The following is a 26761-nucleotide window of genomic DNA, read 5'->3' on the forward strand; positions in this document are numbered from 1 at the left end:
ATGCCGGACGATAGTAACGAGACGCGTGAGCAAAGTCTACGAGCCTTCCAGGCAGGGTCGATTCTCTTTGCCGGCATCCGCGACTGTGCTAAGATCGTCTCGCTCGGCCCCGCGATGGAATCACCCCTGCTCATAGAGACCCATCAGGAATGGGCGAAGGCGAATTACTCCTTCTGTCCCAAATGCGGTGGGCGTCTCCAACGCCGCTCGATCAAGCCCACGGAGCCCGATCGTCTCGTCTGTCTGTCCTGCGGCTTTGTCTTCTTCTTGGACCCCAAGGTTGCGGTGGGAACCATCGTCACCCTGGACGGCGGGATTCTCCTGGTCAAACGCGGTATCGAGCCGGCCTATGGAAAGTGGGTCTTTCCTGGCGGGTTCGTCGACCGGGGTGAACGGGTCGAGGAGGCGGCCGTCCGAGAGACCCGTGAAGAAAGCTGTGTCGAGGTCCAAATCACTCGGCTCCTGAACATCTACTCCTATCCCGATCATCCCGTCATCATCATCGTCTATGTCGGGGAGGCCGTCGGGGGCTGCGCCGCCGCGGGTGACGAGACTCTCGAAGTCGGACTCTTTCCTCCGCCGAGCGTACCCTGGGACCAATTGGCATTTCCCAGCACCGCGCAAGCCTTGCGCGACTATCTGGCATCGCGTTAACCCCGCACCATTCCTTGACTGAACTGATTTTGCCCGGCTATAATCCACCGCTTACCGTGACGTTTTTCTAGCAATTCTGCGAGGATAGCTCGATGCCGGTCATCTTCATGACCACGGTGCTCCTCTACTTCGTGGGCACCGGGTTCTTCCTCGCCTATCTGGTCCGTCGCTCCGAGGCGCTTTCGACGGTCTCGCTGATCGTGACCGGCATCGGCTTCCTCTCGCACACGATTGCTCTCCTGGCACAGATGCTCGGAGGGGACCAAGCGCCCCTCAGCAGCTCACGTGACGCCATCTCGTTCTTTTCCTGGGGGCTCGTGCTGGTCTTTCTGTTCGTGGAATATCGGCATCGGATCCACATCCTCGGCTCCTTCATTCTGCCGCTCGCCCTGATCTCGCTCGTCTCTTCGGCGGCGCTGCCCAAGCAGGTACCGACGCTGGAACCGGTGCTCAAGACCCTCTGGCTCCACGTCACCTTGAGCATTCTCGGGACGGTGGGGTTTGCCGTCGCCTTCGTCGCCGGCATCATGTACCTGATCCAAGAGCGGCTGCTGAAATCCAAGCGATTCAACGTCCTCTATGCCAAGCTCCCGCCGCTCGATTTCCTCGATCACCTCAATCAGCAATCCATTGTCTTGGGATTTCCGTTGTTGACGTTGGGGATCATCGCTGGAGCCATTTCCGCGGAGTTCGCACGTGGGTCCTTCGTCAATTGGAACCCCGAGCAAACATGGGCCCTCGTCACGTGGGTCTTCTATTTTGCGGTTCTCGTCGGCCGGCTGACCGTTGGGTGGCGGGCCAAGCGCGCGGCGTACTTGACGATCATCGGATTTGCCGGCGTCATCCTGACGTTCATCGGCGTGGTGCTGAAAGGTCACGGGCCGGGGGCCTAAGGCATGCACATCATCGTCGTCGGCCTCAGTCACAAGACGGCCCCCATTGAGGTGCGGGAAAAACTGGCCGTCCCTCCCAGCCGGCTCGGCGAAGCTCTCCACCGCTTGTGCGGGTATCCGGGCATCAAAGAGGGGTTTCTGCTGTCGACCTGCAACCGGGTGGAGGTGTATGCGGTGGTCGACGAGGTCGAAGGCGGATTTGCAGAAGTGCAAACGTTTCTGGCCGATACTCACTTGGCCCTCTCGTCGGAAGAGCTCACTCCCCATCTGTATTGGCACACCGGGGACCGGGCCGTCGGCCATCTGTTCCGTGTGGCTGCGAGCCTGGATTCCATGGTCGTCGGCGAGCCCCAGATCCTCGGGCAATTGAAGGACGCCTTCGAGGCCGCCCTGTCCCACAAGGCGACCGGCATGGTGTTGAACAAGCTGGTCAAGAAAGCCATCTCGGTCGCCAAACGCGTCCGTACGGAAACGAAGATCGCCGAAGCGGCCGTCTCCGTCAGCTATGCGGCGGTCGAGCTGGCCAAGAAGATCTTTTCGAACCTGGCGGAAAAAACCGTCCTGCTTGTCGGAGCGGGTGAGATGGCCAAGCTTGCCGCCCAGCATCTCGTCAACAACGGGGTGCGGCGGGTCATGATCACCACCCGCGACGCGATGGGCGCCTTGGAGCTGGCCAAGCGGTTCAACGGCACGTCGATCCCGTTCGAGGAGTTCCGCCAGGAAATGGCCGAAGCGGATATCGTCCTCTGCTCCACGGGAGCCTCCCATTACCTGATCCGGCCCGAAGACGTCCAGCGGGCCGTGCGCGAGCGCATGAACCGGCCGATCTTCCTCATCGACATTTCGGTTCCGCGCAATATCGATCCGCTCGTGAGAGAAATCGACAATGCGTTCTTGTTCGACATCGACGACCTGGAGCTGCGGGTGGAGCAGAACCGGGAGGAGCGCCGCAACGAGGCGGTGAAGGCCGAGCGGTTGGTCGAAGAAGAAGTAGTGACCATCCGCCAGTGGATGAAATCCCTGGAGGTCACCCCGACGATCGTCGCGCTCCGGAAGCGGGCCGAAGAGATCAAGCAGATCGAGCTCGAACGGGCGCTGGGCCGGCTCAAGCATCTCTCGCCGCAGGACCGTGAGGCTATCGAGGCGCTGGCCGCAGGGGTCGTCAACAAGCTGCTGCACGGACCGCTCGTCACACTGAAGGCCGAGGCCGACTCCGCCAGCGGGCCGCTGTTCATCGAGGCCGCGCGCAAGTTCTTCAGTTTGAGCGAGGAGCAGGAGGGCCCGGGCCGGGGCGATAAAGTCGTCGAATCGCGCGAGCGCGATGTCTGTCCCCATGTTCGCAATGCGCCGGGTCCCGTGGAGCGGGAGCCGGCGGTCTCCGATGAAGAACGGTGAAGCCGCAAGCGCAGCATTGACCGTGGTCTGTCACTCGGATGGCTCCAATGGGAAAAGGTCCCAAGCTCTTCACCTGTCCCCAATGCCGTCACACCTACTTGGGGCACGATCCCGTTCCGGACTGTCCTCGGTGCGGCCATGACTATCGCGCGAAGGCCACCTTCCGCTGGGATATCTTGGCCTATCTCGTGGTGATCATGGCTCTGCTGAGCTTCTTCCTCATGTCGTCGTTTTACCGAGACATGGTCCATATGCCGCCGCTATCGGATCAAGGACGAGCCGACTATGAGAAACTGCCCGGGGCGCGGGATCTGCCCTTTCGCAGCCCTTACGATGGTCGAGGACGATGACCATCATGTCCTCTCCCACGACCTCGCGTTCCTCCCTGGTGATCGGCACCCGCGGCAGCCGCTTGGCCATCTGGCAGGCTGAGTGGGTGCAAGCGCGGCTTCGTGAGATTGCGCCGGAAATTCGCGTGACGCTCCAGCGGATCAAGACCTCAGGGGACAAGATCCTGGATGTGCCGCTCGCGAAAGTGGGCGGCAAGGGGCTCTTCGTCAAGGAAATCGAAGAGGCGCTGGTGCGCGGTGAGATCGACTTGGCCGTCCATAGCATGAAAGACGTGCCGACCGTCCTGCCGGAACCCTTGGAGATCCTCTGCATCCCGCCCCGCGAGGATCCCCGGGACGCGCTGATCAGCCGCGACGGTTTGGGACTGGACCGGCTCCCGAAGGGCGCACGGGTCGGAACGAGCAGCCTCCGCCGGCAGTCTCAACTGCTGCACCGCCGAGGCGATCTTCGGATCGACATGCTTCGCGGTAACCTCGACACGCGGCTGCGGAAGCTGAAAGAAGGCGAATACGACGCGATTGTGCTCGCCGCCGCTGGATTGCGCCGCATGGGATGGGACGGAGACGTGACGGAATATCTGCCGTTCGACGTCAGCTTGCCGGCCATCGGGCAAGGAGCGATCGGGGTGGAAGGCCGGCGAGACGATCGCTTCGTCCAGGATCTCCTGAGCAGGTTGGACGACCCGGCTACGCACACCGTCGTCCGCGCCGAGCGCGCGCTGCTCGACCGGCTGCAGGGCGGGTGCCAGGTGCCGATCGCCGCCCACGGGGTCCTGGCGGGAGGACGGCTTCGCCTGGAAGGCCTGATCGCCAGCCTCGATGGCCGAACGCTGGTGCGCGATTCCGTGGAAGGCATGGAGCAAGAAGCGCGCGACCTCGGCGTCCGGTTGGCGGAACGATTGCTTGCACGAGGCGGAGCAGCGATCTTGCAGGAGATCTATGGCGCCCCCTGAGCTCGCCAAACCGTCCGGGAAGGTGTTTCTCGTGGGCGCCGGGCCCGGAGACGCCCTGCTGCTGACGTTGCGCGGGAAGCAGTGCTTGGAACGGGCCGACGTCGTGGTCTATGACTACCTGGCGAATCCGGTGCTGTTGGATCATGCGCCCGCTCATGCCGAACGGATCTATGTCGGGCGCCGCGGGCGCGGCAATTATCAGGAGCAAGCGGAGGTGAACCGGCTTCTGATCGAGAAGGCCCGAGAAGGGAAAGTCGTCGTACGTTTGAAGGGGGGAGATCCGTTCGTGTTCGGCCGAGGCGGGGAGGAGGCGGAGGCGGTGGCCGCGGCGGGCCTTCCCTTTGAAGTCGTGCCGGGAGTCACCTCGGCGATCGCCGTCCCGGCGTATGCCGGTATCCCGGTGACCCATCGGACGCTGGCTTCGGTCGTCACGTTCGTCACCGGCCATGAAGATCCGATGAAAGGTGGGTCCGTCTTGGAGTGGCCGCGCCTCGCGACGGCGGCCGGCACCTTGGTCTTCCTGATGGGCATGAAAAACCTCCCCGGGATCGTCCGCCATCTGCTCGAGGAAGGGAAAGCGCCCGACACGCCCGTGGCGCTGATCCGGTGGGGGACTCGGGCGTCCCAGCAAACGGTGGTCGGCACATTGACCGATATCGGTGAGAAGGCGGAGAAAGCGGGGCTCGAGCCGCCGACCGTCATCGTGATCGGGGAGGTCGTCCGCCTGAGGGACCAACTGAATTGGTTCGAGACGAAGCCGTTGTTCGGCAAGCGGGTGCTGGTGACCCGTGCGCGGGAGCAGGCCGGCGAGCTCTCCGGTCTTCTGTCCGAGCAAGGGGCCGAGCCGGTCGAGTATCCGGTGTTGCAGATGGTCGAGCCGGAAAGCTGGAGCGAGGTCGACGCGGCGCTGGACGAGCTGCCCCACTATCAATGGCTCGTCTTCACGAGCGTGAACGGCGTGCGGCCGTTCATGGAACGGCTCCGCCGCCGCGCGCGTGACGTCCGCGCGCTGGCCGGGCTCCGGCTCTGCGCCATCGGCCCGAGAACCGCCGAGGAATTGAAGCGGTACGGGTTGGCACCGGACGTGGTTCCCAAGGACTTTCAGGCGGAAGGGTTGATCGAGTCGATGCTGGCCGCCGGCATGAAGGGTCAGCGCGTCTTGATTGCGAGGGCCGCGGTCGCCCGAGAGATCTTGCCCGACCAACTGCGTGAGGCGGGGGCGGAGGTACGGGTCGTCGTGGTCTATCGGACCATCCGGCCGGCATTGGAGGTCGAACGGCTGAAGGAGCAGTTGAGGCGGCGAGAGATCGATGTCATGACGTTTGCCAGCTCATCGACCGTCCGGAATTTTTGCGCGCTGTTCGACGGCCGACCGGAGTTGGAGCAATTGACCCGCGGTATTCCGGTCGCCTGCATCGGCCCGATCACCGCCGAAACTGCGCGGGCGGAGGGATTGCCAGTCGACATCCTGGCCGGTCAGAATACGATCCCGGCGCTGGTCGACGCCATCGTGCATCATTTTCGGCATACGAAGGCCGCATAAGGAGGAGAGACGCATGGTTCCTGTCAAATCATTCATGATCCCGGCTGAGAAGTTCGTGACGGTGGATCGCGACACCGACGTCAGAAAGGCCGCCGAGATCATGCGCGATCGGAATATCGGGAGCTTGTTCATCACGCGTGGAAAGGAAATCATCGGCATCGTGACCGATACCGACATGGTACGGCGGGCGGTGGCCGTCGGGGGCGACCCAGCCAAGATCGTCGTGGAGCAGATCATGTCGGCCCCGATCGTCACGATCGAGGAAAACAAGACCTTGCTCGACGCAAATGACCTCATGGCTCGTGAGCACCTCCGTCACCTGGGTGTGACGCGCGACGGGAAGTTGGTCGGGATGATCTCCGTGCGAGACCTCGTGGTGTTCTTGACGAATCTGCCCAGGAAGTAACATGCCGTTTCCCCGCCATCGTCCGAGACGCTTGCGGCAGACCGAGGGGCTGCGGCGCATGGTCCGGGAGACCAATCTGACTCCATCGGACTTGGTCTCTCCCCTGTTCGTGGTGACCGGGCGCGATCGCAAGGAAGAGATCACGTCCATGCCGGGCCAATATCGGTGGTCGGTCGATCTGCTGATCAAAGAAGCGGCGGAGATCTCGCTGTTGGGAATTCCTGCCGTCATTCTGTTCGGTATCCCGGACCGGAAGGACGAGCGCGGCAGCGCCGGGTACGACCCGAACGGAATCGTCCAACAGGCCGTACGGGCGCTCAAGGACCAGATTCCGGAGCTGCTGGTCATGACGGACGTGTGCATCGACGAATATACCTCGCACGGCCATTGCGGAATCGTCCGAAACGGGCGCATCGTGAACGACGAGACGTTGGAGTGCCTCCGAGCCATGGCACGGACGCATGCCGAAGCGGGTGCGGATATGGTCGCGCCGTCCGACATGATGGACGGCCGGGTCGGGGCCATCCGACAGGAGCTCGATGCACACGGGTTCACCGATGTGCCGATCATGTCTTATGCCGCGAAATTTGCGTCCAGCCTGTACGCCCCCTTCCGAGACGCAGCCGATTCGAGCCCGACATTCGGCGATCGGCGGTCGTATCAGATGGACCCGGCGAACGCGCGCGAGGCGCTCCGCGAAATCGATCTGGACGTCGAGGAGGGGGCCGATATCGTCATGGTCAAACCCGCGCTCCCCTTTCTGGACGTCATCGCCGCCGCCCGTGCGCGGGTCGCGCTTCCCATCGCCGCGTACCAGGTCAGCGGGGAGTACAGCATGATCAAGGCGGCAGCACGGGCCGGGTGGCTGGACGAGCCGCGTGTCATGATGGAGGCCCTGCTCTCGATCAAGCGGGCCGGGGCCGACATCATCCTGACGTATTTCGCGAAGGATGCCGCACGGATCTTGAACGAATGACGGCGCTGCTCGGATGAAGATCATTACGGGCCTAGCCCGCTACGAGCCCAAGGCGTACCCGGTCCTGACCATTGGAAACTATGATGGGGTGCATCGCGGCCATGTCGCGCTCTTGACCGCGGTCGTCGAGACGGCGAAGCGGCACGGCGGGACGCCGATCGTCCTCACCTTCGATCCGCATCCTCTCACCGTGCTGTCTCCTTCCACGAGGCTCAGCTTTCTCACGCCGCTCGCCGAGAAGTTCGCCCGGTTCGAGGAGCTCGGCATCGAAGAGGTGGTCTGCCTGGCCTTCGACCCCGAGTTGGCGGCGTTGACACCGGAGGAGTTCGTCCGGCGGGTGCTCAGGGACGGGATCGGCGTGAAGGAGCTGTTCGTGGGCGAGCATTTCGCGTTCGGGGTCCGGCGGACGGGTCGCGTCTCGGACCTCGTTCGGCTAAGCGACCAGGCGGGCTTTCGTGTTCATGCCGTCCCACCGGTCAAGATCGATGGGGAAGTCATCAGCTCGACGCGGATTCGGCTCTTGATTCAAGCCGGCGACGTGCGAACGGCGGCCAAGTACCTGGGCCGCGCCTACGAGCTGGCCGGCACGGTCGTGCCGGGCGCGCAGCGGGGGCAGCGGATCGGCTGGCCGACCGCCAACCTTCCGCTTCCGGCCGACCGGGTGATCCCGGCGGACGGCGTCTACGCCACGAGCACCGTGTGGCAAGGCCGCGCCTACGATTCCGTCGCTTACATCGGCACCCGGCCCACCTTCGGCCCGGGCGAGCGCCTGCTCGAAGTGTATCTGCTGGACGAGCAGGTCAATCTCTATGATCAGGAGATTCGCGTGCGGTTCGTCGATCGGGTGCGCGGCGATCTGGTGTTCGAGTCGCCGGAAGAACTGTCGGCGCGTATCGACCTGGATGTGAGACAGGCGCGAAAGTCGCTGGAAACGACCTTCGCGGGCGACTGATGTCACGAACGACGAGCGTAGTCGGAACGCATGGAACGGCGGACACCCGGCCGAGCGTCACCGAGCGGGTGACGCGAGCGGTCAGGCGAAGGGCGCTCTTGACGCCCGGCGAACACGTCCTGGTCGCGGTCTCGGGTGGTCCGGATTCGGTCGCGTTGCTGACCATTCTCGGGGAGCTTGCCGCCTCGTGGCGGCTGCGCCTCACGGTTGGACACGTCAATCACCGGCTCCGCGGCGCGGAATCCGAGCAAGACGCCGCGTTCGTGGAGCAGCTTTGCCGGCAGCGCGACCTTCCCTTCGCCTCCCGTTCCCTCGAGGGCATCAAGCAGCGGTCACTCGGCGCGTCTCTTCAAGCCATGGCACGGGCGCTGCGGTACGACGCGCTCCTGAGCATGGCCGCCGAGGTCGGGGCCGACAAGGTGGCCCTGGGCCATACTCAGGACGACCAAGCGGAGACCGTGCTCATGTGGATGCTCCGGGGCGCCGGTCCCGCGGGCATGGCCGGGATCCCCTGGCGGCGGCCGCCGCTGTTCGTCCGGCCGCTGCTGGCGGTCAGTCGTGCGGAGCTGGTGAGCGAGTTGGCGGCGCGCGGCGTACCCTATCGCGAAGATTCCAGTAATCGGAACAGCCGCTACCTCCGGAACCGTGTCCGCCAGGAGCTCTTGCCGTTCCTCAGGCGTTTCAATCCCTCGATTACCGCCGCCTTGGCCCGGCAGGCCGAGGTGTGTCGGGAAGAGGAGAGTTGGCTCCAACAGATCCTCGCGGACAGGATGGGCGACGCCGTGAGATCCGAGGAGGATGGGTCCGTGGTCGTCGACCGCACGGGGCTCTTGGCCATGCCGCTCGCGTTGCAGCGCCGCCTGATCCGTGCCGCGGCTCAACGGCTCTCGAGCGGCCCCGCACCGTCATTCGCAGCCGTGTCGGCCGTTCTCGAACAAGTGGTGCAGGCCCCATCCGGCGCCTCGGCTCACTTGCGCGGCCTGCTCGTGAGCCGAGAGTACGACACCGTTCGGTTCTCGCAGGCGCCGACGCCGCGGGTCGGCTCAGAGGAGGGGAAGCCGGTCCTCCCGCTGCCGGTGCCGTCGCGCCTCACGTGGCCTCCGACGGGCCAACGGATCGAGGTCGATTTGGTACACTCGATGGCGGACGAGGCTCAGAAAGGGGCTCCGATGTCCGCCTGGCTGGATGCCGATCGGTTCACCATCGACTTGCATGTTCGGTCTTGGAAAAGGGGGGATCGTTTCCAGCCTCTTGGGATGGCCCATGGACACAAGAAGCTGCAGGATTTCTTTTCGGACCTCCGCGTGCCCGCCTCCGAACGACGGACCATCCCGCTGGTCGTCGCTCCGGAAGGCATCGTGTGGGTGGGCGGACTGCGGATCGATCACCGGGTTCGCGTGACCGCCGGCACGAAACGGATTTTGCGTGTGCAATTGACGGGCGCCGGCCCGGGGAGCATCGACTGACGATGGAACGAATTTTCGGCCGACCGATTGTCACGCAGGAGCAGATGCGCACGCGGATTCGTGAGCTGGGGCGCCAAATTACCGCCGACTACGCGAACAAGGACTTGATTCTCGTCGGGATCTTGAAGGGCGCTTATGCCTTCTACGCCGACCTGGCCAGAGCCATCCGGCTCCCGTTGCGGGTGGATTTCCTCGTCGTGACGAGTTATTCAGGCAAGGCCAAGAGCTCCGGAAGGGTGAAAATGGTCACGGACTTGACCGAAGACATTGCCGGTCGGGACGTGCTCTTGGTCGAGGACATCGTCGATTCCGGGCTGACGGTGCAGTATCTGATCAACACCCTCGCGAAACGAAAGCCCAAGACCATCAAGGTGTGTGCGCTCTTGAGCAAACCGGAGCGGCGGGACAAGCAGGTGATGATCGATTATGTGGGGTTCGAAATCCCCAACCAGTATGTAGTCGGGTACGGGCTCGACTACCAGCAGAAGTACCGCAACCTTCCTTATCTTGCCGTGCTGGACAAGGTCGACGAAGCCGACCAAGGAGGGTAAGCCGTTCTTGTCAGCTTTTCCGGCTCTATGTTAGAATCCTGTGTCATTTTGTCTTCACGTCGGCCTGCGGTTCGCTGAGGAGGAAGGTTGATGAATTCGCGTGTGAAGAACCTCTTATTTTGGGTCGTGGTCGGGCTCTTCATGATCCTGCTGTTCAATTTGTTCAGCGTCCCGACCCACGCGCCTGAGGAAGAGGTGATCTTCAGCGACTTCATGACGCAATTGGACAAGGGTGAGGTGACGAAGGTCACGATCAAGGCGAACCACATCAGCGCTATTCTGAAGGACGGCACCAGGATTCGTACCTACTCCGCTGAATATCCTGATCTCGTCAAAGCCTTACGCGAGCGAAACGTCCAAATCGAAGCCAAACCGCCGGACGAAAGTCCGTGGTACATCACGTTCCTCGTCACCTGGGGCCCGTTCATTCTCTTCCTGGGCCTCTGGTTCTTCCTGATGCGACAGATGCAAATCGGCGGGAACAAGGCGCTCTCGTTTGGCAAGAGCCGTGCGCGCATGCTGACCGAGGAACGCAAGAAAGTCACGTTCAGCGACGTGGCCGGCATCGACGAGGCCAAGGAAGAGGTCTCCGAAATCATCGAGTTCTTGAAGGACCCGCGCAAGTTCCAAAAGCTCGGCGGCCGCATCCCCAAAGGCGTCTTGATCGTCGGGCCGCCCGGGACCGGGAAGACCCTGTTGGCGAAGGCCATCGCCGGCGAAGCCGGGGTTCCGTTCTTCAGCATCAGCGGATCCGACTTCGTCGAAATGTTCGTCGGCGTCGGCGCCTCCCGGGTGCGCGATCTGTTCGAGCAGGGGAAGAAGCACGCGCCCTGCATCATCTTCATCGATGAGATCGATGCGGTCGGCCGCCTCCGCGGAGCCGGCTTGGGCGGCGGGCACGACGAGCGGGAGCAGACGTTGAACCAGCTGTTGGTCGAAATGGACGGGTTCGATACGACCGAGGGCGTGATTCTGATCGCCGCGACCAACCGTCCCGACGTGCTCGACCCCGCGCTCCTCCGCCCTGGGCGATTCGACCGCCAGATCGTCGTGAACCGCCCCGACTTGAGGGGACGGACCGAAATCCTCAAGGTCCATACCAAGAAAGTGCCGATCGCCTCCGACGTGGAGTTGGAAAAAATTGCGCGCGGCACGCCGGGGTTCTCCGGGGCCGATCTGGAGAATCTCGTGAATGAAGCGGCGTTGTGCGCGGCTCGGCAGGACAAGAAGGTCGTCGAGTTGATCGATTTCGAGAACGCCAAGGACAAGGTCCTGATGGGCGCCGAGCGCAAGAGCATGGTGCTCACGGAAGAAGAGAAACGTACGACGGCGTACCATGAGGCCGGGCACGCGCTGATGGCGAAGCTCCTGCCGGGGACCGATCCTGTTCACAAAGTGACGATCATTCCGCGCGGCCGTGCGCTCGGCGTGACCATGCAATTGCCGACCGACGACCGTCACAACTACTCCAAGGAATTCCTCTACAACAACCTGGCGATCCTCCTGGGCGGGCGGGTGGCCGAGGAACTCGTGCTCAACCACATCACTACGGGCGCGGGGAATGACATCGAGCGGGCGACGGACTTGGCGCGCAAGATGGTGTGCGAGTGGGGAATGAGCGAGAAGCTCGGCCCCTTGACCTTCGGAAAGAAGGACGAGGAAATCTTCCTCGGCCGCGAGATCGCCACCCGGCGCGACTTCAGCGAGCAGGTGGCTCTCGAGATCGATCATGAGGTGAAGCGTTTGGTCGTCGAGAACTATGAACGGGCCAAGAAGATGCTGACCCAGCACATGACCACGCTCAAAGCCTTGGCCGAGGCGCTGCTCGAAAAAGAAGTGCTCGACGCACCGGAGATCGATGAGATCATCCGGCAGACGGCGCCTCAAGCCGTTCCCGTCTGATTCTTCGCCTCCGGTCCGGCTCTTCGGAGCCGGATCTCCATTGCCTCGGTCCGGCCCGATGCGTTCGTCGTGCGCCGCCTCCGTTGAGTCGTATGCCTCCTCCAACTTCTTCTCCGACCCTCGAGATTCCCGGCCATCCGCTCCTTCCGGCCGACCGGACGCTCGTCATGGGGATCGTCAACGTCACCCCGGATTCCTTTTCGGACGGCGGCCGATACTTTGACCCCGAGCAGGCGCTCGCCCATGCCCTGGACATGGTGGAACAGGGCGCCGATCTGCTCGACATCGGGGCTGAATCGAGCAAACCCGGGGCCGACCCCATCGACGAGGCCGAAGAGATCCGTCGCCTCCTGCCGGTGGTGCGCGCCGTCTGTCAGCGCACTCGTATCCCCGTGTCGGTCGACACCACCAAGGCCGCCGTCGCGGAACGGGCGCTCGATGCCGGAGCCGCGATCATCAACGATATCAGCGCCCTGCGATTCGATGCGCGGATGGCGGAGGTGATCGCGGGAAGAGCGGCGGCAGTCGTGCTCATGCACATGAAAGGCACACCCAAGACGATGCAGGCGTCCGCGCAGTACGATGACGTCGTGCGCGAGGTGAAGGAGTTTTTGGACGCGCAGATGGCGTGGGCGGGTCGGGCTGGTATTCCGCGGGACCGGATTCTACTTGACCCCGGGTTCGGTTTCGGAAAGAATTTAGAACACAATCTGACGCTGCTTGCACGGTTGGATACCTTACAGGCGCTAAAGCGTCCTCTGGTCGTCGGCGTGTCCCGCAAGGCCTTCATCGGCCGGGTGTTGGACCGCCCGGTAGAGCATCGGATGTTCGGAACCGCCGCCGCCGTCGCGGTGGCCGTCAGTAAAGGAGCGCGGATCGTGCGGGTCCACGACGTGACCGAGATGCGGGACGTGGTCACGATGGTAGACGCCATCGTGCATCACGAGATGCGAGGGGCGGCCTCGGCGGGAGTGGCCGCCGGCGTTGAACCTGAGCTACAGAAAGGCTGTTGAGAAATCCATGCGCAAGCTGTTTGGAACGGATGGCGTTCGGGGCGTCGCGAACCTGGAGCCCATGACGAGTGAAACGGCCATGAAGCTGGGGCGGGCCGCCGCGTATCTGTTCAAGCGGCGTTCGGGCCGACACCAGATCGTCATCGGAAAAGACACGCGTTTGTCGGGGTATATGCTTGAATCGGCGCTCACGTCGGGCATCTGTTCCATGGGGGTGGATGTCCTGCTGGTCGGTCCCCTGCCGACGCCCGCCATTGCTTTCCTGACCCGCAGCCTTCGCGCGGACGCCGGCGTCATGATTTCCGCGTCTCACAATCCATACCAGGACAACGGGATCAAGTTTTTCTCGAACGACGGCTTCAAACTGCCCGACGAGCTCGAAGCACGGATCGAGGCCTTGATCACGTCCAACGAGATCGAGCATCTGCGCCCGACCGCTCACGAGGTCGGAAAGGCCTATCGGATCGACGACGCCGAGGGGCGCTACATCGAGTTCGTCAAGCGATCGCTCCCACGCGACCTCGATTTTCAGGGGCTCAAGGTCGTCGTGGACTGCGCCAACGGAGCGGCCTACAAGGTCGCGCCGAAGGTCTTGCGGGAGTTGGGCGCGACGGTCGTGGTCGTCGGCGACAAGCCCGACGGCACGAACATCAACGATCAGTGCGGCGCGGTGTACCCGTCGACGCTGCAAGAGGCGGTGCAGCGCGAGCGCGCGAACATCGGGATCGCGCATGACGGCGACGCCGACCGTGCCGTGTTCGTGTGTGAGCAGGGACGGGTGGTGGACGGCGACCACGCACTGGCGGCTCTCGCGCTCGATCTCCACGAGCGCGGCCTACTCAAGCGCAAGACGGTCGTTGGGACGGTGATGAGCAACTTCGGACTGGAGCTCGCCATGGCGAGGGCGGGGATCTCCTTGGTCCGGACCCCGGTCGGGGATCGTTATATTCTCGAGCGGATGGTCGCCGAAGGCTTCAACCTGGGCGGCGAGCAGTCCGGGCACATGATCTTCCTCGATCACAATACGACGGGCGACGGGTTGGTCACCGCGCTACAGATCTTATCCTTGATGAAGCGGTCCGGCCGGTCCTTGTCGGAGCTGGCCTCCTGTATGACCGCGGTTCCGCAGGTGTTGCTTGGCGTCCCCGTCACACGGAAGCCGGATCTCGCGACGATTCCCGACGTCCAACGTGCCATTCAATACGCCGAGCAGCGGCTGAACGGGACGGGCCGGGTCCTCGTGCGCTATTCGGGGACCGAACCCTTGCTCCGGATCATGGTGGAAGGGGAGCACGACGGGACCATCAAGTCCGTAGCTGACGAGATCGCCGGGACCGTCCGGTCCTGCCTGGGTTAGGCCGGCGCGACGTCAGCGCCATGCTCCCCCGATTCACGCTCGCGCTGCTCTCGGGGCTCCTCCTCGGTTCCTACGTTCCCTACCTTCCACTGACGGTCCTGGGCGTCCTGCTTGCCATCGCGCTGATTCTCACAGTCCTCGAGGGGCGCGGCCGACTGGAGCCGGCCAAGAGCCGGCTCCTCTTTGCGAGCCTCCTGGCCGGCGTCGTCTACTGGAACGGGTACCTGTGGGTCGTCTCCAATGCGACGCTCCTCGATCAGGTCGGCGCCGGCTCGGTCATGCTGACTGGGACCATCGTCGAGCCCGTGCGTCATGGACAGGAGCGCGCCGTCGCCATCGTCTCCGCGACGACCGTCACACGGGAGGGGAAGACGGTTCCGGCGACCGGGCGGATTCGCCTCACGTGGCGGATCCCGGACCGGTCGTTGCGGCAGGGCGAGACGGTGACGTTTACGGCGAAGCTACGGCCGCCGAGTGGAACGATGAATCCAGGCGGATTCGACTATGCCGGCTATCTCGAGCGACATGGGATCGATGCGGTCGCCTCGGTGTCCGGACCGGGCCAGCTCGTCACCGGTGCGGCGCATGCGACCGTCGTGAACCAAGGCTGGCAACTCATCGACGGGTGGCGGGAGCGAATTCGGCTGGCCGCGGTCGACTCATTACAGAGCCCGGCCCTGGGGCTGTACTTGGGGATGGTCATTGGGGAACCCGACTACATCAGCGCCGAGACGCGAGATCTCTTCATGGCGACGGGAACGGTGCATATCTTGTCGATCTCCGGGTCGCACCTCGGTCTGATCGCCCTCGCGTCGTTCATGGCGGTCCGCACCGTGTGCCGCCACCTGCCGGGTCGCTGGCTCCTCGCGCTGTCCCGATACATCACGGCTACGCGCTTGGCCGCCCTGGCGACGGTGCCGCTGGTCGTCTTCTATACCGTGTTGGCCGGCGCTCAAGTGGCGACGATCAGATCGCTGATCATGATCGTGCTCTTCCTCGTGGCCGTATGGCTGGGGCGCGACAACCGGATCCTGTGGGCGTTGGCGTCGGCGGCTTGGCTCATCCTGCTCGCGGATCCCAGGAGCCTGTTCGACATTTCCTTTCAGCTCTCGTTCGTGTCGGTGCTCGCGCTCGCGATCACGATGGACCACATGAAGCGCGAAGGGTCTGAAGAGTCGGAGCCCGAGGCCCATCCTTGGAGAGAGCGAATTCGAGCGCACGCACGAACCTATGTCTTGATGACGGGAGGGGTGACGCTCGCGACGCTCCCCTTGGTCGCCTACTACTTCAACCAAATCCCCTGGCTCGGGCTCGTGGCCAATCTCGTCGTCGTGCCGTTGGCCGGGTTCGTGCTCGTGCCACTTGGTCTTGTCTCCGGGATCGCGCTCTTGCTCCGGGGAGGAGAATCATTGCCGTTCGCCTGGCTCAACACGGCGGTGTCCGATCTGCTGTACACGCTCGTCGAGCGGGTGGCGGCGATCCCGGGAGCCGAATGGCACGTGGCGTCGCCGAGCTTGGTGGCGATCACGCTGTTCTATGCGCTGTTGCTCCTGGCGATTCGTCACACGATGCCGGTATGGCTGCGCGGTGGATGTCTCGCGGCCTTGACCGCGCTCGTCGTCCTGTGGGTCTGGTCGCCGCGGCAGCCTCCGGAGAACGGGGCGCTCCGTGTGACCTTTCTTGACGTCGGGCAGGGGGACGCCGCAGTCCTCGAGCTCCCGGATGGGCAGACGGTCTTGATCGACGGCGGGGCCGCCTATGACACGCTGGACATGGGGCGGGCGGTGATCGGTCCGTATCTCTGGGACCGGGGCATACGGAGGATCGATCATGTCATTGCGACCCATCCGCAGCTCGATCACATCGGGGGGCTGACCTGGACGGTTGGGAAGTTCGAGGTCGGCCATTACTGGAGCAATGGGGTGACCCGAGAGGAAGCCTTCTATCGGCGCCTCCGAGAACGGCTGGCGAAGCGCGGGCTACAGGAAGAGGCGGCGAGCGCGGGCGGCGTGGTCGTGGACACGCCGGCGTGCCGGCTCGCGGTGCTCAATCCCCGCGAGGCCGGCTCGAACGAGCCGATCGCGGTGTCGACCAGGAGCGGGAGCGTCCTGAACGATCAGTCGATCGTCACCAGGTTGGACTGCGGGCCTCATTCCTTCCTGTTCACGGCCGACATCGAAGCCGGGGCCATCGCGCGGCTCGCCCAGACCGAGCCCGTGTTCCGGGCGCGAGTCCTCAAAGTGCCTCATCACGGGGCGAGAAGCTCGTTGGATGCCCAGTGGATTGCGGCCGCGAAACCCGAGATCGCGGTCATTTCCGTGGGACGCACGAACCCGTATGGTCATCCCCATCCGGCCGTCCTCGCGGCCTACGCCGACCGCGGCGTCCGGGTTCTGAGGACCGACCGTGACGGGGCGGTCCAGGTCATCGCCGATCTCCACGCGCGGGATTTTGTGGTCCGCCGTGCACGCGATACCCGTCTGGAACGCGTGCGGCCCGCCGCCGAGCGGCTTGACGCGGAACGGCGGAACGCCAGTCGCCTCTGGGCGCGATGGATCGGCGGCGAGACTTGACAAGGCCTGAGCCGGACGAGTATTGGAGTCCGAACCTACGAAGAGGGGCGCGATGATTCCGACCGTGGAATGGAAAGACGGCATGGTCCGGCTGCTGGATCAGAGCCGGTTGCCGGAGCAGGTCGAATTCCTGGACTGCCGCGAGTACCAGGCGGTGGGGGAGGCGATTCGAGAGTTGAAGGTCCGGGGGGCGCCGGCGATCGGAGTCACGGCGGCCATGGGTGTGGCGCTGGGTGCGTGCGGTCTCGTGACCGCGTCGGAAGACGAATTTCACAAGGGCGTCTTGGAGATTTGCGATCGTCTTGCCGCGACGCGACCAACGGCCGTCAATCTGTTTTGGGCCATCGATCGGATGAAGCAAACGCTCGCGTCCTTGCGGGGCCTGCCGATCGCCGAGTGTAAGCGGCGGCTGGTCGAGGAATCGCAACGTATCTTGGACGAGGACGTCTCGATCAACAAGGCCATCGGTCGCCATGGAGCCGCGCTCGTCGGCCGCGGGGCCACCATTCTCACCCATTGCAACGCGGGCGCCTTGGCCACGGCGGGCTACGGGACGGCGCTGGGGGTGGTGCGAGCCGCCTGGGAACAGGGCAAGCAGATTCGGGTGATTGCCGACGAAACGAGACCCGTGCTGCAAGGCGCGCGCTTGACCGTGTGGGAGCTCATGCAGGACAACATCCCGGTCACGCTCATCACGGACAACATGGCCGGAAGTCTCATGCGCCGGAACATGATCCAACTCTGTCTCGTCGGGGCCGACCGCATCGCCGCCAACGGGGACGTGGCGAACAAGATCGGGACCTACTCCGTCGCCGTCCTCGCGAAGGCGCACGGCATTCCCTTCTATGTGGCCGCGCCATCCTCTACGATCGATCTGGCTACACCATCCGGGGAGGACATCCCGATCGAGCAACGCCGGCCCGAGGAGGTCACCTCGATCTTCGGGGGGCCGCGTACCGCTCCCTCGGGTGCGCAGGTGCTGAACCCCGCCTTCGACGTCACACCGGCGGAATACGTCACCGCGATCATCACGGAACGGGGTGTCTTCAAGCCACAGGACCTCGCCGACCGTTTCCAGGGCTGACCATCTCCCCATACGTCCAGCGATTCACTCTTGAAGCCTCGAGGGGGCTGTCACTATAATGGCCCGTTTGTGAACTCTGTGTGAGAAAGGATCCGGACCGTGATGACCGAACAGACACTGGCGATCATCAAGCCCGATGCGGTCAAGAAGGACGCGATCGGGGACATCATTCGGCGTTATGAAGCGGCGGGTCTGAAGCCCGTCGCGATCAAGATGATGCGGCTGACCAAGCAGACGGCCGAGGGCTTCTATGCCGTCCATCGACAGCGGCCGTTTTTCGACAGCCTGACCACGTTCATGGCGTCAGGGCCGGTCGTCGTGCTCGTGCTCGAAGGAAAGGACGCGATCAAGCGGAATCGCGACTTGATGGGCGCGACGGATCCCGCCAAGGCTTCACCGGATACGATCCGCGCCGCCTATGGGACCAATATCGAGTACAACGCGGTCCACGGCTCCGACTCTCCGGAAACCGCTCGGTTCGAGATCGGCTATTTCTTCTCGGGAATGGAGTTGGGAGCGTAGGAGTGGGTGGTCCGGCAGACCTGCCTCTCGGCAGTCGGCTGGCAGCGCTCCTGTGCAGCGTCCTCTTCCTTCTCTTCACCGCCTGCGGGACACCCTCCAGAGCCCCTGACCGGATCGCCCTTCTTCCCTCGCCCGGTACTGGCCCTCCCAAGACCCTCGTACCATCGGCTGCTCGTCAGACTCCTCTCGACCCTGACCCGTTGATCGGCGTGGTCGCCTTGAAGATCGCTCCCGAGTCGGTGCCCGACACGGAAGTCGATGCATGGATCCAGCGGGTGGCGGACCGGGGGTTCACCATGGTGATTCTCGACGCCGGCACCGAGGCGACGCTCGCCGCCGATTCGAGGCCCGGTCACGGGGTCTACTTCCAGACGTCCATGGCGCCGGTGCGGCGAAACCTCTTGGGCGACGTGGTGCCGGCGGCGCATCGGCACGGCGTCAAGGTGTTTGCCTCCGTCTCTCTTCGCCATCTGCCTTGGGTCGACCCGACCTGGGGGTGGATGGATCGGTCCTATGATCCCTCGAGTCGCCAGATTCGGCTGTCACCTTATCTGGATCTCTTCCACCCGGCCTATCAGGAGTACTTGACCGCGCTGCTCGGCGATCTCGCCGACACCGGTGTGGACGGGGCCGTCTTCAGAAATCACTCGGCGATCGGGGCGTATGACGGGCTCGGCGCCTTTGGCGTCCGCGGCTTCGAGCGGGATTTCGGCGTGTCGGTCGTGCCCGAGCAGCTCTTTGTTGCGGTTCCTTCAGCGGCTGATGGGAAGGCGACGTACACACCGGACTTTTGGCGATGGCTGGGCTGGAAAGCCCGCGAGCGCCTGCACGTGCTCGCCCGCTTGGGTCGAGCCATGCGGTTGCGCGCACCGGCGCTCCGGCTGGCCCTGGAGGTCCATCCCGAGGCGGTGACCGATCCGCTGGTCGGGCTCATACGATATGGCGAGGATCTGCTGGAGGCGAAACGGACGTTTCACATCTTCTGGTTGCATGGTGATCCGTCGCCGGCCGCCGATTCGATGGGTGTGCCAGCCGCCGTACTCGACCGTGTGCAGAGCCTCCTTCAAGAGCCTCATCGCATCTGGGTCACCCAGCCCGGTCGATCCACGCTCGCCGGCGACCCCGTGCCCGTTGCGCACGCGTCCCGCGCCGCCGGCGCCATCGGCGTGGTTCACGTGGCGGATCCCGCGCTTCCTTGACAAAACTCGAACGCTCCACATAAGCTGCCACTCTTCAGCGTCGCAGCCGCTCGCGGATCATGATCCACGAGCAAGACCAGCCATTCTCGAGGGGTGATCATGGAGCCAGCCGATCTGCGTTATCACAAGGAACATGAGTGGGTTCGCGTCGACGGGACACGGGCGACGCTCGGCATCAGCGATTTTGCTCAGGATGCGTTGGGCGACATCGTCTTCGTCGATCTGCCGAAGGTCGGCACGACGGTGACCGCCGGGCAGCAGATCGGCGAGGTCGAATCGACGAAGACGACGTCCAGTCTCTACACGCCGGTGAGCGGCAAGGTCGTCAAGGTCAACACGGACTTGAAGGACCATCCCGAAGTCATGAACACGGATCCCTACGGCAAGGGCTGGATCGTCGTCATCGAGCTCTCGAATGCCGCCGAGGTCGACGGGCTGATGACCGCCGATCAGTATCGGAGCTTCTTGGCCTCACAACAAAAATAGGGCCGCCGCGTCCGGTCGTCATAGCCGGCCGCGGCCGCCCCGGCTTCCATGAGCACACACATCGTGATAGTCGGCGCCGGCCCCGGCGGCTATGTGGCGGCCATCCGCGCCGCCCAACTCGGGGCACAGGTGACCGTCATCGAGCATCAAGTGCTCGGCGGCGTCTGCTTGAACTGGGGGTGCATTCCCAGCAAGGCCTTGCTGGCCGTGGTCGAGCTCGGCGACAAGGCCAAGAAGGCGGCCGAGATGGGGCTCACGCTGGACGGCGGAATCGCCTACGATCCGGCCAAGATGGTGGCGCGGAAAAACAAGGTCGTGGACGGCTTGGTCAAAGGCATCGCCACGCTCTTCAAGACGTGGGGCATCCAGACCGTCAATGGGTTCGGTGAATTAGTCGATGCCCGGACGGTGAAAGTAGCGGCTTCGGACGGCGGGGAGCAGTACGTCGGAGGGGACGCCATCGTGATCGCCACGGGATCATCCTGGCCCAATCTCCCCCTGTTCCCCATCGACGGGCGCCAGATCATCACCAGCAAGGATGCGCTGGACATGTCCGACCTTCCCTCGACCCTCCTGATCGTGGGCGCCGGGGTCGAAGGATGCGAATTCGCGGCGCTGTTCAGCGGCATGGGGACACGGGTGACGATGGTCGAGCTGATGCCGCGCATCCTGCCGCTGGAGGACGAGGAGATCGCGACCATGATGGCGCGGGAGTTGGCCAAGCGCGGGGTCACGATCCATACCGGGACGCGCGTCGACAAGCTCGAACGCCGGGCTGACGCGATCACGGCGACGCTCACCGACGGGACGGTGGTCGAGAGTCAGCGGCTCTTGGTCTCGGTGGGGCGTGGATTAAATTCGAAAGGGATCGGGCTGGAGCGTGTGGGCGTGGCGGTCGGGAAGCGGGGGGAAATCCTCGTGAACGGCCGGATGGAGACGAACGTGCCCGGGGTCTATGCGATCGGAGATGTCGTTGGCAAGGCGATGCTGGCCCACGTGGCGTCCGCACAAGGGAAAGTCGCGGTGGAAAATATCATGGGCCATCCGCGTGAGATGGACGATCGCGTCATCCCGGCCGGGATCTTCACGCTCCCGGAGATCGGCCGGGTCGGCTTGACGGAGCAGCAGGCGCGCGAGGAGTCCCGGGAACGCGGCGAGGACCCCGAGACGGCGGTGAAGGTGGGGCGGTTCCGCTACGCCGGGTTGGGCAAGGCCCAAGGCGCCGGGGAGACCTCGGGCTTGTTCAAGGTCATCGCGGAGGCCAAGACCGGACGGATTCTTGGCGCACACATCCTCGGCGCGCATGCGTCGGATTTGATCCATGAGATCGCGCTTGCGATGCAGATGGGCGTCACGGCTTCCGATGTGGGGCGGATGATCCATGCGCATCCGACGTTGGCGGAAGGCGTGATGGAAGCGGCCGAAGACGTGGACGGGCTTGCCATCCATTTGGCAAGGAAGAAAAGCCGGTGAGCGACCGGCATCCAGCCAGGCCTCTGGTTCACCGAGGTGCCGAAGGCTGAGCTTCGAGGATCGATGGTCGGATCGTTGCTCCTCAAGCTCGGGATGCTCGGGGTGGCCGTCGCGGCGCTCCTCTGGATCGGCTGGTCCAATGAGGCGCCCGATCAACAGCCGGCCGAGCCCAACGGGTCGGCGGTCCAACAGAGCGCCGAGCCTCCGCGAGCTGTTTCTCCTGTCGCCGCCCCGGCGCCTCAGATCGCACCTCGGAATATGGCCGACACGCGCCCGTCGCCGAGGCCGATGCCGGCCAAGGTCGATCTGAACCGCGCGAGCCTCGAGGATCTCCAGACGCTGCCGGGCGTCGGCCCCGTGTTGGCGCAGCGAATGGTCGAACGCCGCCGCCAGGCGCCGTTTGTCCACGTGGAAGACTTGCTGGATGTGAAGGGCATCGGCAAGAAACGATTGGAGCACTTGCGGCCCCTGATCGTCGTGGGAGCGCGGGGATCGAAGACCGCAAAGCCGGGATCGAACGATCCGAACGCGAAGCGGGAGGGACGGCAGGCGTTATGAGCGACGTGACCAAGCAGATGGAGTTGATCCTCCGCGGCGCCGTCGAGATCATTCAGCCGAGTGAGCTCGAGGCGAAGCTCACCCGCGCGCTCAAGGAAGGTCGCCCGCTGCGCGTGAAGGCGGGGTTCGATCCCACGGCGCCCGACCTGCACCTCGGCCATACGGTCTTGATCCACAAGCTGAAGCACTTCCAGGATCTCGGCCATCAGGTGATCTTTCTCATCGGTGACTTCACCGGCATGATCGGCGATCCGACCGGGGTGTCCGAGACCCGGGTGGCGCTGACGAAGGAGAAGGTCGCGGAGAATGCCAAGACCTACGAGCGCCAGATCTTCAAGATCCTCGACCCGGCGAAGACGACGGTCGAGTTCAACAGCCGGTGGATGGGGGCCATGCGGGCGGAAGAGCTGATCCAGGTGGCCGCGCATTACAACGTCGCCCGCATGCTCGAGCGAGAGGATTTTCACACGCGCTATCACGAGCAGAAGCCGATCAGCATCCATGAGTTCCTCTACCCGCTGATTCAAGGGTACGACTCAGTGGCGCTGAAAGCGGACGTGGAGCTGGGCGGGACCGACCAGAAGTTCAACCTCCTCGTCGGACGGGACCTCCAACGCGACTTCGGCCAGGAGCCCCAGGTCGTCGTGACGATGCCGTTGCTCGAGGGCACCGACGGCGTCCGCAAGATGAGCAAGAGCCTCGGCAACTACATCGCGCTCGAAGACAAGCCGGAGGACATGTTCGGAAAGCTGATGTCGATCAGCGACGCCCTCATGCTGCGGTACTACGAGTTCTTGACCACGCAGGACCTCAAACAGGTCAAGGCGATGCATCCGATGGAGGCCAAGCAAGCGTTGGCCCAGCAGATCGTGGCCAGATATCACGGCGATCAAGCGGCCACACGGGCCAGAGACGCGTTCCAGCACACGTTCCGACAGCGCGAGTTCCCCGCGGAGCCGGACGCCAGGGTCTCACTCACGCCGACGGACGTCGCCGATCCGCACGCGCCTGCGATCGCGCTCGTCGATCTCATCGCCCGTACCAAGCTGGTCACCAGCAAAAGCGAAGGCCGCCGCTTGATCGTCCAGGGCGGCGTCGAGGTCGATGAGCAGAAGCAGACCGACCCCAACAGCCTCCTTCCCCTGCACCCAGGCCGGCAGTACCGGCTTCGCATCGGCCGACGCAAGTTTGCGCTGGTTGAGTTCAGGCCGGGGTAAGGCGGAGCCGGCCTTTGCGGCGGCATTACAGCTCACTGAGGTCCGTCCCTCAACTTGAAACGGTATGGGCGCGTCTGCGGAAGAAGGTGACAATCAGTTGTTGAACCTGATAAGGCCGGGAAGCCACTAGGTTTTCAGAAGGAGAGGCGATCATGGCATCGAACGCCAAGCCGTCCCGAACGTCTAAACGAAACGCGGCGCGACGGTCGCCATCGACACGGAGGCGGCGATGGTCGGCCGAGGTGATGAAACGCAGCAATGCCCTGGACCTGGAGCCGGGCGTCTTCACGAAACGCAGCCCTCGAGCCATCGCGCTGTCGCTCAAACGATCCGCCGAGGCCAGTACACGGCGAAAGGGCACCCCGTTCCAGTCGGCCATGTCCATGCTGAATTTTCACATCAACCGGGCAGGACGGACCTTGCCTGCCAAGCAGAAAGAGATCCTGAATCGGGCCAAGGACGAGTTACGGGCCGTGTTCGGCCGCGCCCGAAACGGGGGAGTCGAAACACGGTGATGAACGAGGCCGGCCTGCACCCGCGCCTGTAGATCCTTGGGCACGGTAGAATGGCATCACTCGGGCAGACTCCTCGTCGAGCCGCTGTTGGGCTCTTCGTGTTGCTGACGCTCTCCGGCTGCCGGAGCGATACCCCGCAGCCCGCCAGTGTTGAGCTCTCTTCGGCCGGGACGCGCATCACGGTGACACGTGTCGCGTCGCATCCCTTCCTGGCCAGATACAATCTCAAGCTCCGGATCGATGGGCCGGATGGCTGTCGGGCCAGCACGGACCTGTTCCCGGATACCGGTGGTGTCAGCCGCCGCAATCTCTATGACACCTCGGCCGGCCTGCTCTATGTCATCGGGCAGTATGATGCACGCGTCGTCGACCCGAGAAGGTGCACGATCACGCTCAGCGAGTTTCGCTTCCTCGATCCACGCCGTGCGTTTCTCGGGAGCTTCGATGAAGACGAGGGAGGCCGGTGGGTGTTTCTTTCCAGCCAACAACGAGCCGAGCGGGCGTTCGAGCCGCTCTAACACACGGCGCGGGGCCGCGATCCCCCAAGGCAGGATGCGTCGCCAAGCCCGTCGCTGACTTCCCCTCCGTGTCGTGCTCCCCCGTCCTGCAGAAACTCCCCGGCCCCCGTGGTAGGGTGAACGGAGCGCGAGAGCGGAATCGATCCGAGGAGGCGTATGAAGCCGGGCGTACCAGCAGGCCGAGCATCGACGGCGGGCGTGGCGTGACGGTCAAGACCGACATCCCGCATCGCATGGATCGGTTGCCGTGGTCGCGCTGGCACTGGCTGATCGTCGTGGCGCTGGGCGTCACGTGGATCCTCGATGGGCTGGAAGTCACGATCGTCGGCGCGATGGGTTCCGTGCTCACGCACAGCACGACGCTGAATCTGAGCGAGGGCGAGGTCGGATTGACGGCTTCGGCGTATCTCGCCGGCACCGTCACGGGTGCCCTGCTCTTCTCCTATCTGACGGATCGACAGGGCCGCAAGCGATGGTTCTTGATCACGCTCATGCTCTATCTGACCGCCACGGTGCTCACCGCCTTCTCATGGGATTTGTGGAGCTTCATGACCTTCCGGTTTCTCGCCGGGGCCGGCATCGGCGGGGAGTACTCGGCCATCAACTCGGCGATCGATGAGTTGATCCCGGCGCGAGCCAGGGGACACACGGACCTCGCGATCAATGGGAGTTGGTGGGTCGGTACGATTGCGGGCGCGCTGCTCACGATTCCCTTGCTCAACCCGCGCTTGGTCCCGGAAGACCTCGGATGGCGGTTGTGCTTCATCCTGGGGTCTGTGCTCGGTCTCGGCATTCTCCTCGTTCGGCGCCTCGTGCCCGAGAGCCCCCGGTGGCTGATGACCCGGGGACGGGTGGACGAGGCGGATGCGATCGTCACGGCGATCGAGGAGACCGTCAAACGGGACCACGGCCTGGAACATCTCCCCGAGCCGGAAGGATCGATCATCGTGCGGCCGTACGAACACTCGACGGTCCTGACCGTCGCGCGCGAGCTGTTCCGGACCTATCCTCAGCGGACCGTGCTGGGCATCACCCTGATGGTCACGCAGTCGTTTCTGTACAACGCGATTTTCTTCACGTATGCGCTCGTGCTCTCGAAATTCTACGGGGTCCCCTCGAGCCGGATCGGCCTCTATATCCTCCCGTTTGCCGTCGGCAACTTCTTGGGGCCGCTCTTGCTCGGGCGCTTCTTCGATACGATCGGGCGCAAGCCGATGATCGCGTTTACCTACGGCTTCTCCGGCATCCTGCTCGCGCTGACCGGGTTCCTGTTCTGGCAGGGCTATCTAAACGCGGTGACGCAGACGATCGCCTGGTCGGTGATCTTTTTCTTCGCCTCTGCCGGCGCCAGTTCAGCCTATCTGACGGTCAGCGAAGTGTTCCCGATGGAAATCCGTGCGATGGCGATCGCCTTTTTCTTCGTCGTTGCGCAAGGGGCGGCGACCGTGGCGCCCTGGATATTCGGCAAGCTCATTGAAGCCTCGGCGGGGAGCGTCTTCGTGGGGAATCTGATCGGCGCCGGGATGATGGTGACCGGAGCAATGGTCGCCCTGCTCTTCGGCGTCAAAGCCGAGCGCCGGTCCTTGGAAAGTATCGCGACCCCCCTCTCCGCGCGGCACGGATCTTCGTGAAGCGGTTCAGGCGATCACCTGTGCGGACCGGCTCGGGTGGGAGCCAGCAGGATAAGACGCCGTGGTGAGCAGCCGAAATCCCGTTCGACTGACCCTGATCGTGGTGCTCCTGGTCTCGATCAGCCCGCCCGGTCCTATCGCCGGCCAAAAAGGTGCAGACAGCCAAAGGGACAGGGCCGACTTCCGCGAAGATCTGCTGCGTCTCGTCAATGTCGAACGGGCGACTCGCGGGCTGGCGCCGGTTACCGAGAACCCGGCGCTTCAACGAGCCGCGCAGTGGATGGCGAATGATCTGGCCTCACGCGAGCTGCTCGATCACACCGACAGTCGGCAGCGCGATGTCCCGGCCCGGCTTCGGGCCTTCGACTATCGGAGGCCCCGCCTCGTGGCCGAGAACGTAGCCGAGGGACAGGAGCGGCCGGCCGACGTCGTGAACAGCTGGCTCACGAGCCCCGCGCACCGCACCAATCTCCTCCATCCCGATGTACGGGAGGCCGGAGTCGGATTTGCGCGCAGCAAGGCCGGCCGGGGGTATTGGGTCTTGGACTTGGGGCGGAGATGATGGGAATCGATC

At 64.0% G+C, this 26761-nt stretch carries 26 protein-coding genes; all 26 read left to right on the forward strand.

Annotated features, from left to right (window positions below; genetic code table 11):
* Nucleotides 1–654: an NUDIX domain-containing protein gene (locus tag ACWHYV_RS11320; RefSeq protein WP_447976604.1), complete on the forward strand. Its 654-nt coding sequence runs from the start codon at nucleotides 1–3 to the stop codon at nucleotides 652–654.
* 92 nt (nucleotides 655–746) lie between these two features.
* On the forward strand, nucleotides 747–1547 hold the full coding sequence (gene ccsA, locus ACWHYV_RS11325) for a cytochrome c biogenesis protein CcsA (RefSeq protein WP_447976605.1): 801 nt from the start codon (nucleotides 747–749) through the stop codon (nucleotides 1545–1547).
* Between the two features lie 3 nt (nucleotides 1548–1550).
* Entirely contained in the window at nucleotides 1551–2942 is a 1392-nt protein-coding gene (gene hemA, locus ACWHYV_RS11330) for a glutamyl-tRNA reductase (protein ID WP_447976606.1), read from the forward strand.
* A 47-nt stretch (nucleotides 2943–2989) separates the two neighbouring features.
* On the forward strand, nucleotides 2990–3292 hold the full coding sequence (locus ACWHYV_RS11335; RefSeq protein ID WP_447976607.1) for a hypothetical protein: 303 nt from the start codon (nucleotides 2990–2992) through the stop codon (nucleotides 3290–3292).
* A gap of 5 nt (nucleotides 3293–3297) precedes the next feature.
* Nucleotides 3298–4245, forward strand: a complete 948-nt coding sequence (gene hemC / locus ACWHYV_RS11340) for a hydroxymethylbilane synthase (protein ID WP_447976608.1) — start codon at nucleotides 3298–3300, stop codon at nucleotides 4243–4245.
* A complete protein-coding gene (cobA, locus tag ACWHYV_RS11345; RefSeq protein WP_447976609.1) occupies nucleotides 4232–5788 on the forward strand; it encodes a uroporphyrinogen-III C-methyltransferase in 1557 nt (518 codons plus the stop codon). The genes hemC and cobA overlap by 14 nt, the downstream gene beginning before the upstream one ends.
* A 13-nt stretch (nucleotides 5789–5801) precedes the next feature.
* Nucleotides 5802–6194 carry a CBS domain-containing protein gene (locus ACWHYV_RS11350; protein WP_447976610.1) on the forward strand — a complete coding sequence of 131 codons (393 nt, stop codon included), beginning with the start codon at nucleotides 5802–5804 and terminating at the stop codon, nucleotides 6192–6194.
* Nucleotide 6195: 1 nt separating this feature from the next.
* Nucleotides 6196–7170 (forward strand): porphobilinogen synthase, encoded by a 975-nt coding sequence (hemB, locus tag ACWHYV_RS11355; protein ID WP_447976611.1) that lies wholly within the window; start codon nucleotides 6196–6198, stop codon nucleotides 7168–7170.
* A gap of 13 nt (nucleotides 7171–7183) precedes the next feature.
* Nucleotides 7184–8122 (forward strand): bifunctional riboflavin kinase/FAD synthetase, encoded by a 939-nt coding sequence (locus tag ACWHYV_RS11360; RefSeq protein WP_447976612.1) that lies wholly within the window; start codon nucleotides 7184–7186, stop codon nucleotides 8120–8122.
* The gene (gene tilS, locus ACWHYV_RS11365; RefSeq protein ID WP_447976613.1) at nucleotides 8122–9588 is read left to right on the forward strand and encodes a tRNA lysidine(34) synthetase TilS; all 1467 of its coding nucleotides are present in this window, start codon (nucleotides 8122–8124) and stop codon (nucleotides 9586–9588) included. The genes ACWHYV_RS11360 and tilS overlap by 1 nt, the downstream gene beginning before the upstream one ends.
* A gap of 2 nt (nucleotides 9589–9590) precedes the next feature.
* On the forward strand, nucleotides 9591–10139 hold the full coding sequence (gene hpt / locus ACWHYV_RS11370; protein WP_447976614.1) for a hypoxanthine phosphoribosyltransferase: 549 nt from the start codon (nucleotides 9591–9593) through the stop codon (nucleotides 10137–10139).
* 90 nt (nucleotides 10140–10229) lie between these two features.
* Nucleotides 10230–12041, forward strand: a complete 1812-nt coding sequence (gene ftsH / locus ACWHYV_RS11375; RefSeq protein WP_447976615.1) for an ATP-dependent zinc metalloprotease FtsH — start codon at nucleotides 10230–10232, stop codon at nucleotides 12039–12041.
* Between the two features lie 92 nt (nucleotides 12042–12133).
* Nucleotides 12134–13054 carry a dihydropteroate synthase gene (folP, locus tag ACWHYV_RS11380; RefSeq protein WP_447976616.1) on the forward strand — a complete coding sequence of 307 codons (921 nt, stop codon included), beginning with the start codon at nucleotides 12134–12136 and terminating at the stop codon, nucleotides 13052–13054.
* A gap of 7 nt (nucleotides 13055–13061) precedes the next feature.
* Nucleotides 13062–14411 (forward strand): phosphoglucosamine mutase, encoded by a 1350-nt coding sequence (gene glmM, locus ACWHYV_RS11385; protein WP_447976617.1) that lies wholly within the window; start codon nucleotides 13062–13064, stop codon nucleotides 14409–14411.
* Nucleotides 14412–14431: 20 nt separating this feature from the next.
* Complete coding sequence (locus ACWHYV_RS11390) at nucleotides 14432–16984, forward strand: DNA internalization-related competence protein ComEC/Rec2 (protein WP_447976618.1); 2553 nt, start codon at nucleotides 14432–14434, stop codon at nucleotides 16982–16984.
* A gap of 52 nt (nucleotides 16985–17036) precedes the next feature.
* Nucleotides 17037–18068, forward strand: a complete 1032-nt coding sequence (mtnA, locus tag ACWHYV_RS11395; protein WP_447976619.1) for an S-methyl-5-thioribose-1-phosphate isomerase — start codon at nucleotides 17037–17039, stop codon at nucleotides 18066–18068.
* A gap of 102 nt (nucleotides 18069–18170) precedes the next feature.
* The gene (gene ndk, locus ACWHYV_RS11400) at nucleotides 18171–18590 is read left to right on the forward strand and encodes a nucleoside-diphosphate kinase (RefSeq protein ID WP_447976620.1); all 420 of its coding nucleotides are present in this window, start codon (nucleotides 18171–18173) and stop codon (nucleotides 18588–18590) included.
* A gap of 218 nt (nucleotides 18591–18808) precedes the next feature.
* Nucleotides 18809–19789, forward strand: a complete 981-nt coding sequence (locus ACWHYV_RS11405) for a hypothetical protein (protein ID WP_447976621.1) — start codon at nucleotides 18809–18811, stop codon at nucleotides 19787–19789.
* A 99-nt stretch (nucleotides 19790–19888) separates the two neighbouring features.
* Nucleotides 19889–20275 carry a glycine cleavage system protein GcvH gene (gene gcvH / locus ACWHYV_RS11410; RefSeq protein ID WP_447976622.1) on the forward strand — a complete coding sequence of 129 codons (387 nt, stop codon included), beginning with the start codon at nucleotides 19889–19891 and terminating at the stop codon, nucleotides 20273–20275.
* A gap of 48 nt (nucleotides 20276–20323) precedes the next feature.
* The gene (lpdA, locus tag ACWHYV_RS11415; RefSeq protein ID WP_447976623.1) at nucleotides 20324–21748 is read left to right on the forward strand and encodes a dihydrolipoyl dehydrogenase; all 1425 of its coding nucleotides are present in this window, start codon (nucleotides 20324–20326) and stop codon (nucleotides 21746–21748) included.
* A 63-nt stretch (nucleotides 21749–21811) separates the two neighbouring features.
* Entirely contained in the window at nucleotides 21812–22306 is a 495-nt protein-coding gene (locus ACWHYV_RS11420) for a helix-hairpin-helix domain-containing protein (protein ID WP_447976624.1), read from the forward strand.
* Nucleotides 22303–23523 carry a tyrosine--tRNA ligase gene (gene tyrS, locus ACWHYV_RS11425; protein WP_447976625.1) on the forward strand — a complete coding sequence of 407 codons (1221 nt, stop codon included), beginning with the start codon at nucleotides 22303–22305 and terminating at the stop codon, nucleotides 23521–23523. Before ACWHYV_RS11420 ends, tyrS begins: the two co-directional genes overlap by 4 nt.
* A 152-nt stretch (nucleotides 23524–23675) precedes the next feature.
* The gene (locus ACWHYV_RS11430; RefSeq protein WP_447976626.1) at nucleotides 23676–24038 is read left to right on the forward strand and encodes a DUF3175 domain-containing protein; all 363 of its coding nucleotides are present in this window, start codon (nucleotides 23676–23678) and stop codon (nucleotides 24036–24038) included.
* Between the two features lie 98 nt (nucleotides 24039–24136).
* Nucleotides 24137–24556 (forward strand): hypothetical protein, encoded by a 420-nt coding sequence (locus tag ACWHYV_RS11435; RefSeq protein WP_447976627.1) that lies wholly within the window; start codon nucleotides 24137–24139, stop codon nucleotides 24554–24556.
* Nucleotides 24557–24789: 233 nt separating this feature from the next.
* On the forward strand, nucleotides 24790–26187 hold the full coding sequence (locus ACWHYV_RS11440) for an MFS transporter (RefSeq protein WP_447980716.1): 1398 nt from the start codon (nucleotides 24790–24792) through the stop codon (nucleotides 26185–26187).
* A 61-nt stretch (nucleotides 26188–26248) separates the two neighbouring features.
* The gene (locus tag ACWHYV_RS11445) at nucleotides 26249–26749 is read left to right on the forward strand and encodes a CAP domain-containing protein (protein WP_447976628.1); all 501 of its coding nucleotides are present in this window, start codon (nucleotides 26249–26251) and stop codon (nucleotides 26747–26749) included.
* Nucleotides 26750–26761: the final 12 nt, after the last annotated feature.

The sequence above is a fragment of the Candidatus Nitrospira bockiana genome, assembly GCF_965152565.1.

Coding starts and splice junctions, on each gene's coding strand:
- ACWHYV_RS11320 (WP_447976604.1), top strand. CDS start 1: ATGCCGGACGATAGTAACGAGACGCGTGAGCAAAGTCTACGAGCCTTC.
- ccsA (WP_447976605.1), top strand. CDS start 747: ATGCCGGTCATCTTCATGACCACGGTGCTCCTCTACTTCGTGGGCACC.
- hemA (WP_447976606.1), top strand. CDS start 1,551: ATGCACATCATCGTCGTCGGCCTCAGTCACAAGACGGCCCCCATTGAG.
- ACWHYV_RS11335 (WP_447976607.1), top strand. CDS start 2,990: ATGGGAAAAGGTCCCAAGCTCTTCACCTGTCCCCAATGCCGTCACACC.
- hemC (WP_447976608.1), top strand. CDS start 3,298: ATGTCCTCTCCCACGACCTCGCGTTCCTCCCTGGTGATCGGCACCCGC.
- cobA (WP_447976609.1), top strand. CDS start 4,232: ATGGCGCCCCCTGAGCTCGCCAAACCGTCCGGGAAGGTGTTTCTCGTG.
- ACWHYV_RS11350 (WP_447976610.1), top strand. CDS start 5,802: ATGGTTCCTGTCAAATCATTCATGATCCCGGCTGAGAAGTTCGTGACG.
- hemB (WP_447976611.1), top strand. CDS start 6,196: ATGCCGTTTCCCCGCCATCGTCCGAGACGCTTGCGGCAGACCGAGGGG.
- ACWHYV_RS11360 (WP_447976612.1), top strand. CDS start 7,184: ATGAAGATCATTACGGGCCTAGCCCGCTACGAGCCCAAGGCGTACCCG.
- tilS (WP_447976613.1), top strand. CDS start 8,122: ATGTCACGAACGACGAGCGTAGTCGGAACGCATGGAACGGCGGACACC.
- hpt (WP_447976614.1), top strand. CDS start 9,591: ATGGAACGAATTTTCGGCCGACCGATTGTCACGCAGGAGCAGATGCGC.
- ftsH (WP_447976615.1), top strand. CDS start 10,230: ATGAATTCGCGTGTGAAGAACCTCTTATTTTGGGTCGTGGTCGGGCTC.
- folP (WP_447976616.1), top strand. CDS start 12,134: ATGCCTCCTCCAACTTCTTCTCCGACCCTCGAGATTCCCGGCCATCCG.
- glmM (WP_447976617.1), top strand. CDS start 13,062: ATGCGCAAGCTGTTTGGAACGGATGGCGTTCGGGGCGTCGCGAACCTG.
- ACWHYV_RS11390 (WP_447976618.1), top strand. CDS start 14,432: ATGCTCCCCCGATTCACGCTCGCGCTGCTCTCGGGGCTCCTCCTCGGT.
- mtnA (WP_447976619.1), top strand. CDS start 17,037: ATGATTCCGACCGTGGAATGGAAAGACGGCATGGTCCGGCTGCTGGAT.
- ndk (WP_447976620.1), top strand. CDS start 18,171: ATGACCGAACAGACACTGGCGATCATCAAGCCCGATGCGGTCAAGAAG.
- gcvH (WP_447976622.1), top strand. CDS start 19,889: ATGGAGCCAGCCGATCTGCGTTATCACAAGGAACATGAGTGGGTTCGC.
- lpdA (WP_447976623.1), top strand. CDS start 20,324: ATGAGCACACACATCGTGATAGTCGGCGCCGGCCCCGGCGGCTATGTG.
- ACWHYV_RS11420 (WP_447976624.1), top strand. CDS start 21,812: ATGGTCGGATCGTTGCTCCTCAAGCTCGGGATGCTCGGGGTGGCCGTC.
- tyrS (WP_447976625.1), top strand. CDS start 22,303: ATGAGCGACGTGACCAAGCAGATGGAGTTGATCCTCCGCGGCGCCGTC.
- ACWHYV_RS11430 (WP_447976626.1), top strand. CDS start 23,676: ATGGCATCGAACGCCAAGCCGTCCCGAACGTCTAAACGAAACGCGGCG.
- ACWHYV_RS11440 (WP_447980716.1), top strand. CDS start 24,790: ATGGATCGGTTGCCGTGGTCGCGCTGGCACTGGCTGATCGTCGTGGCG.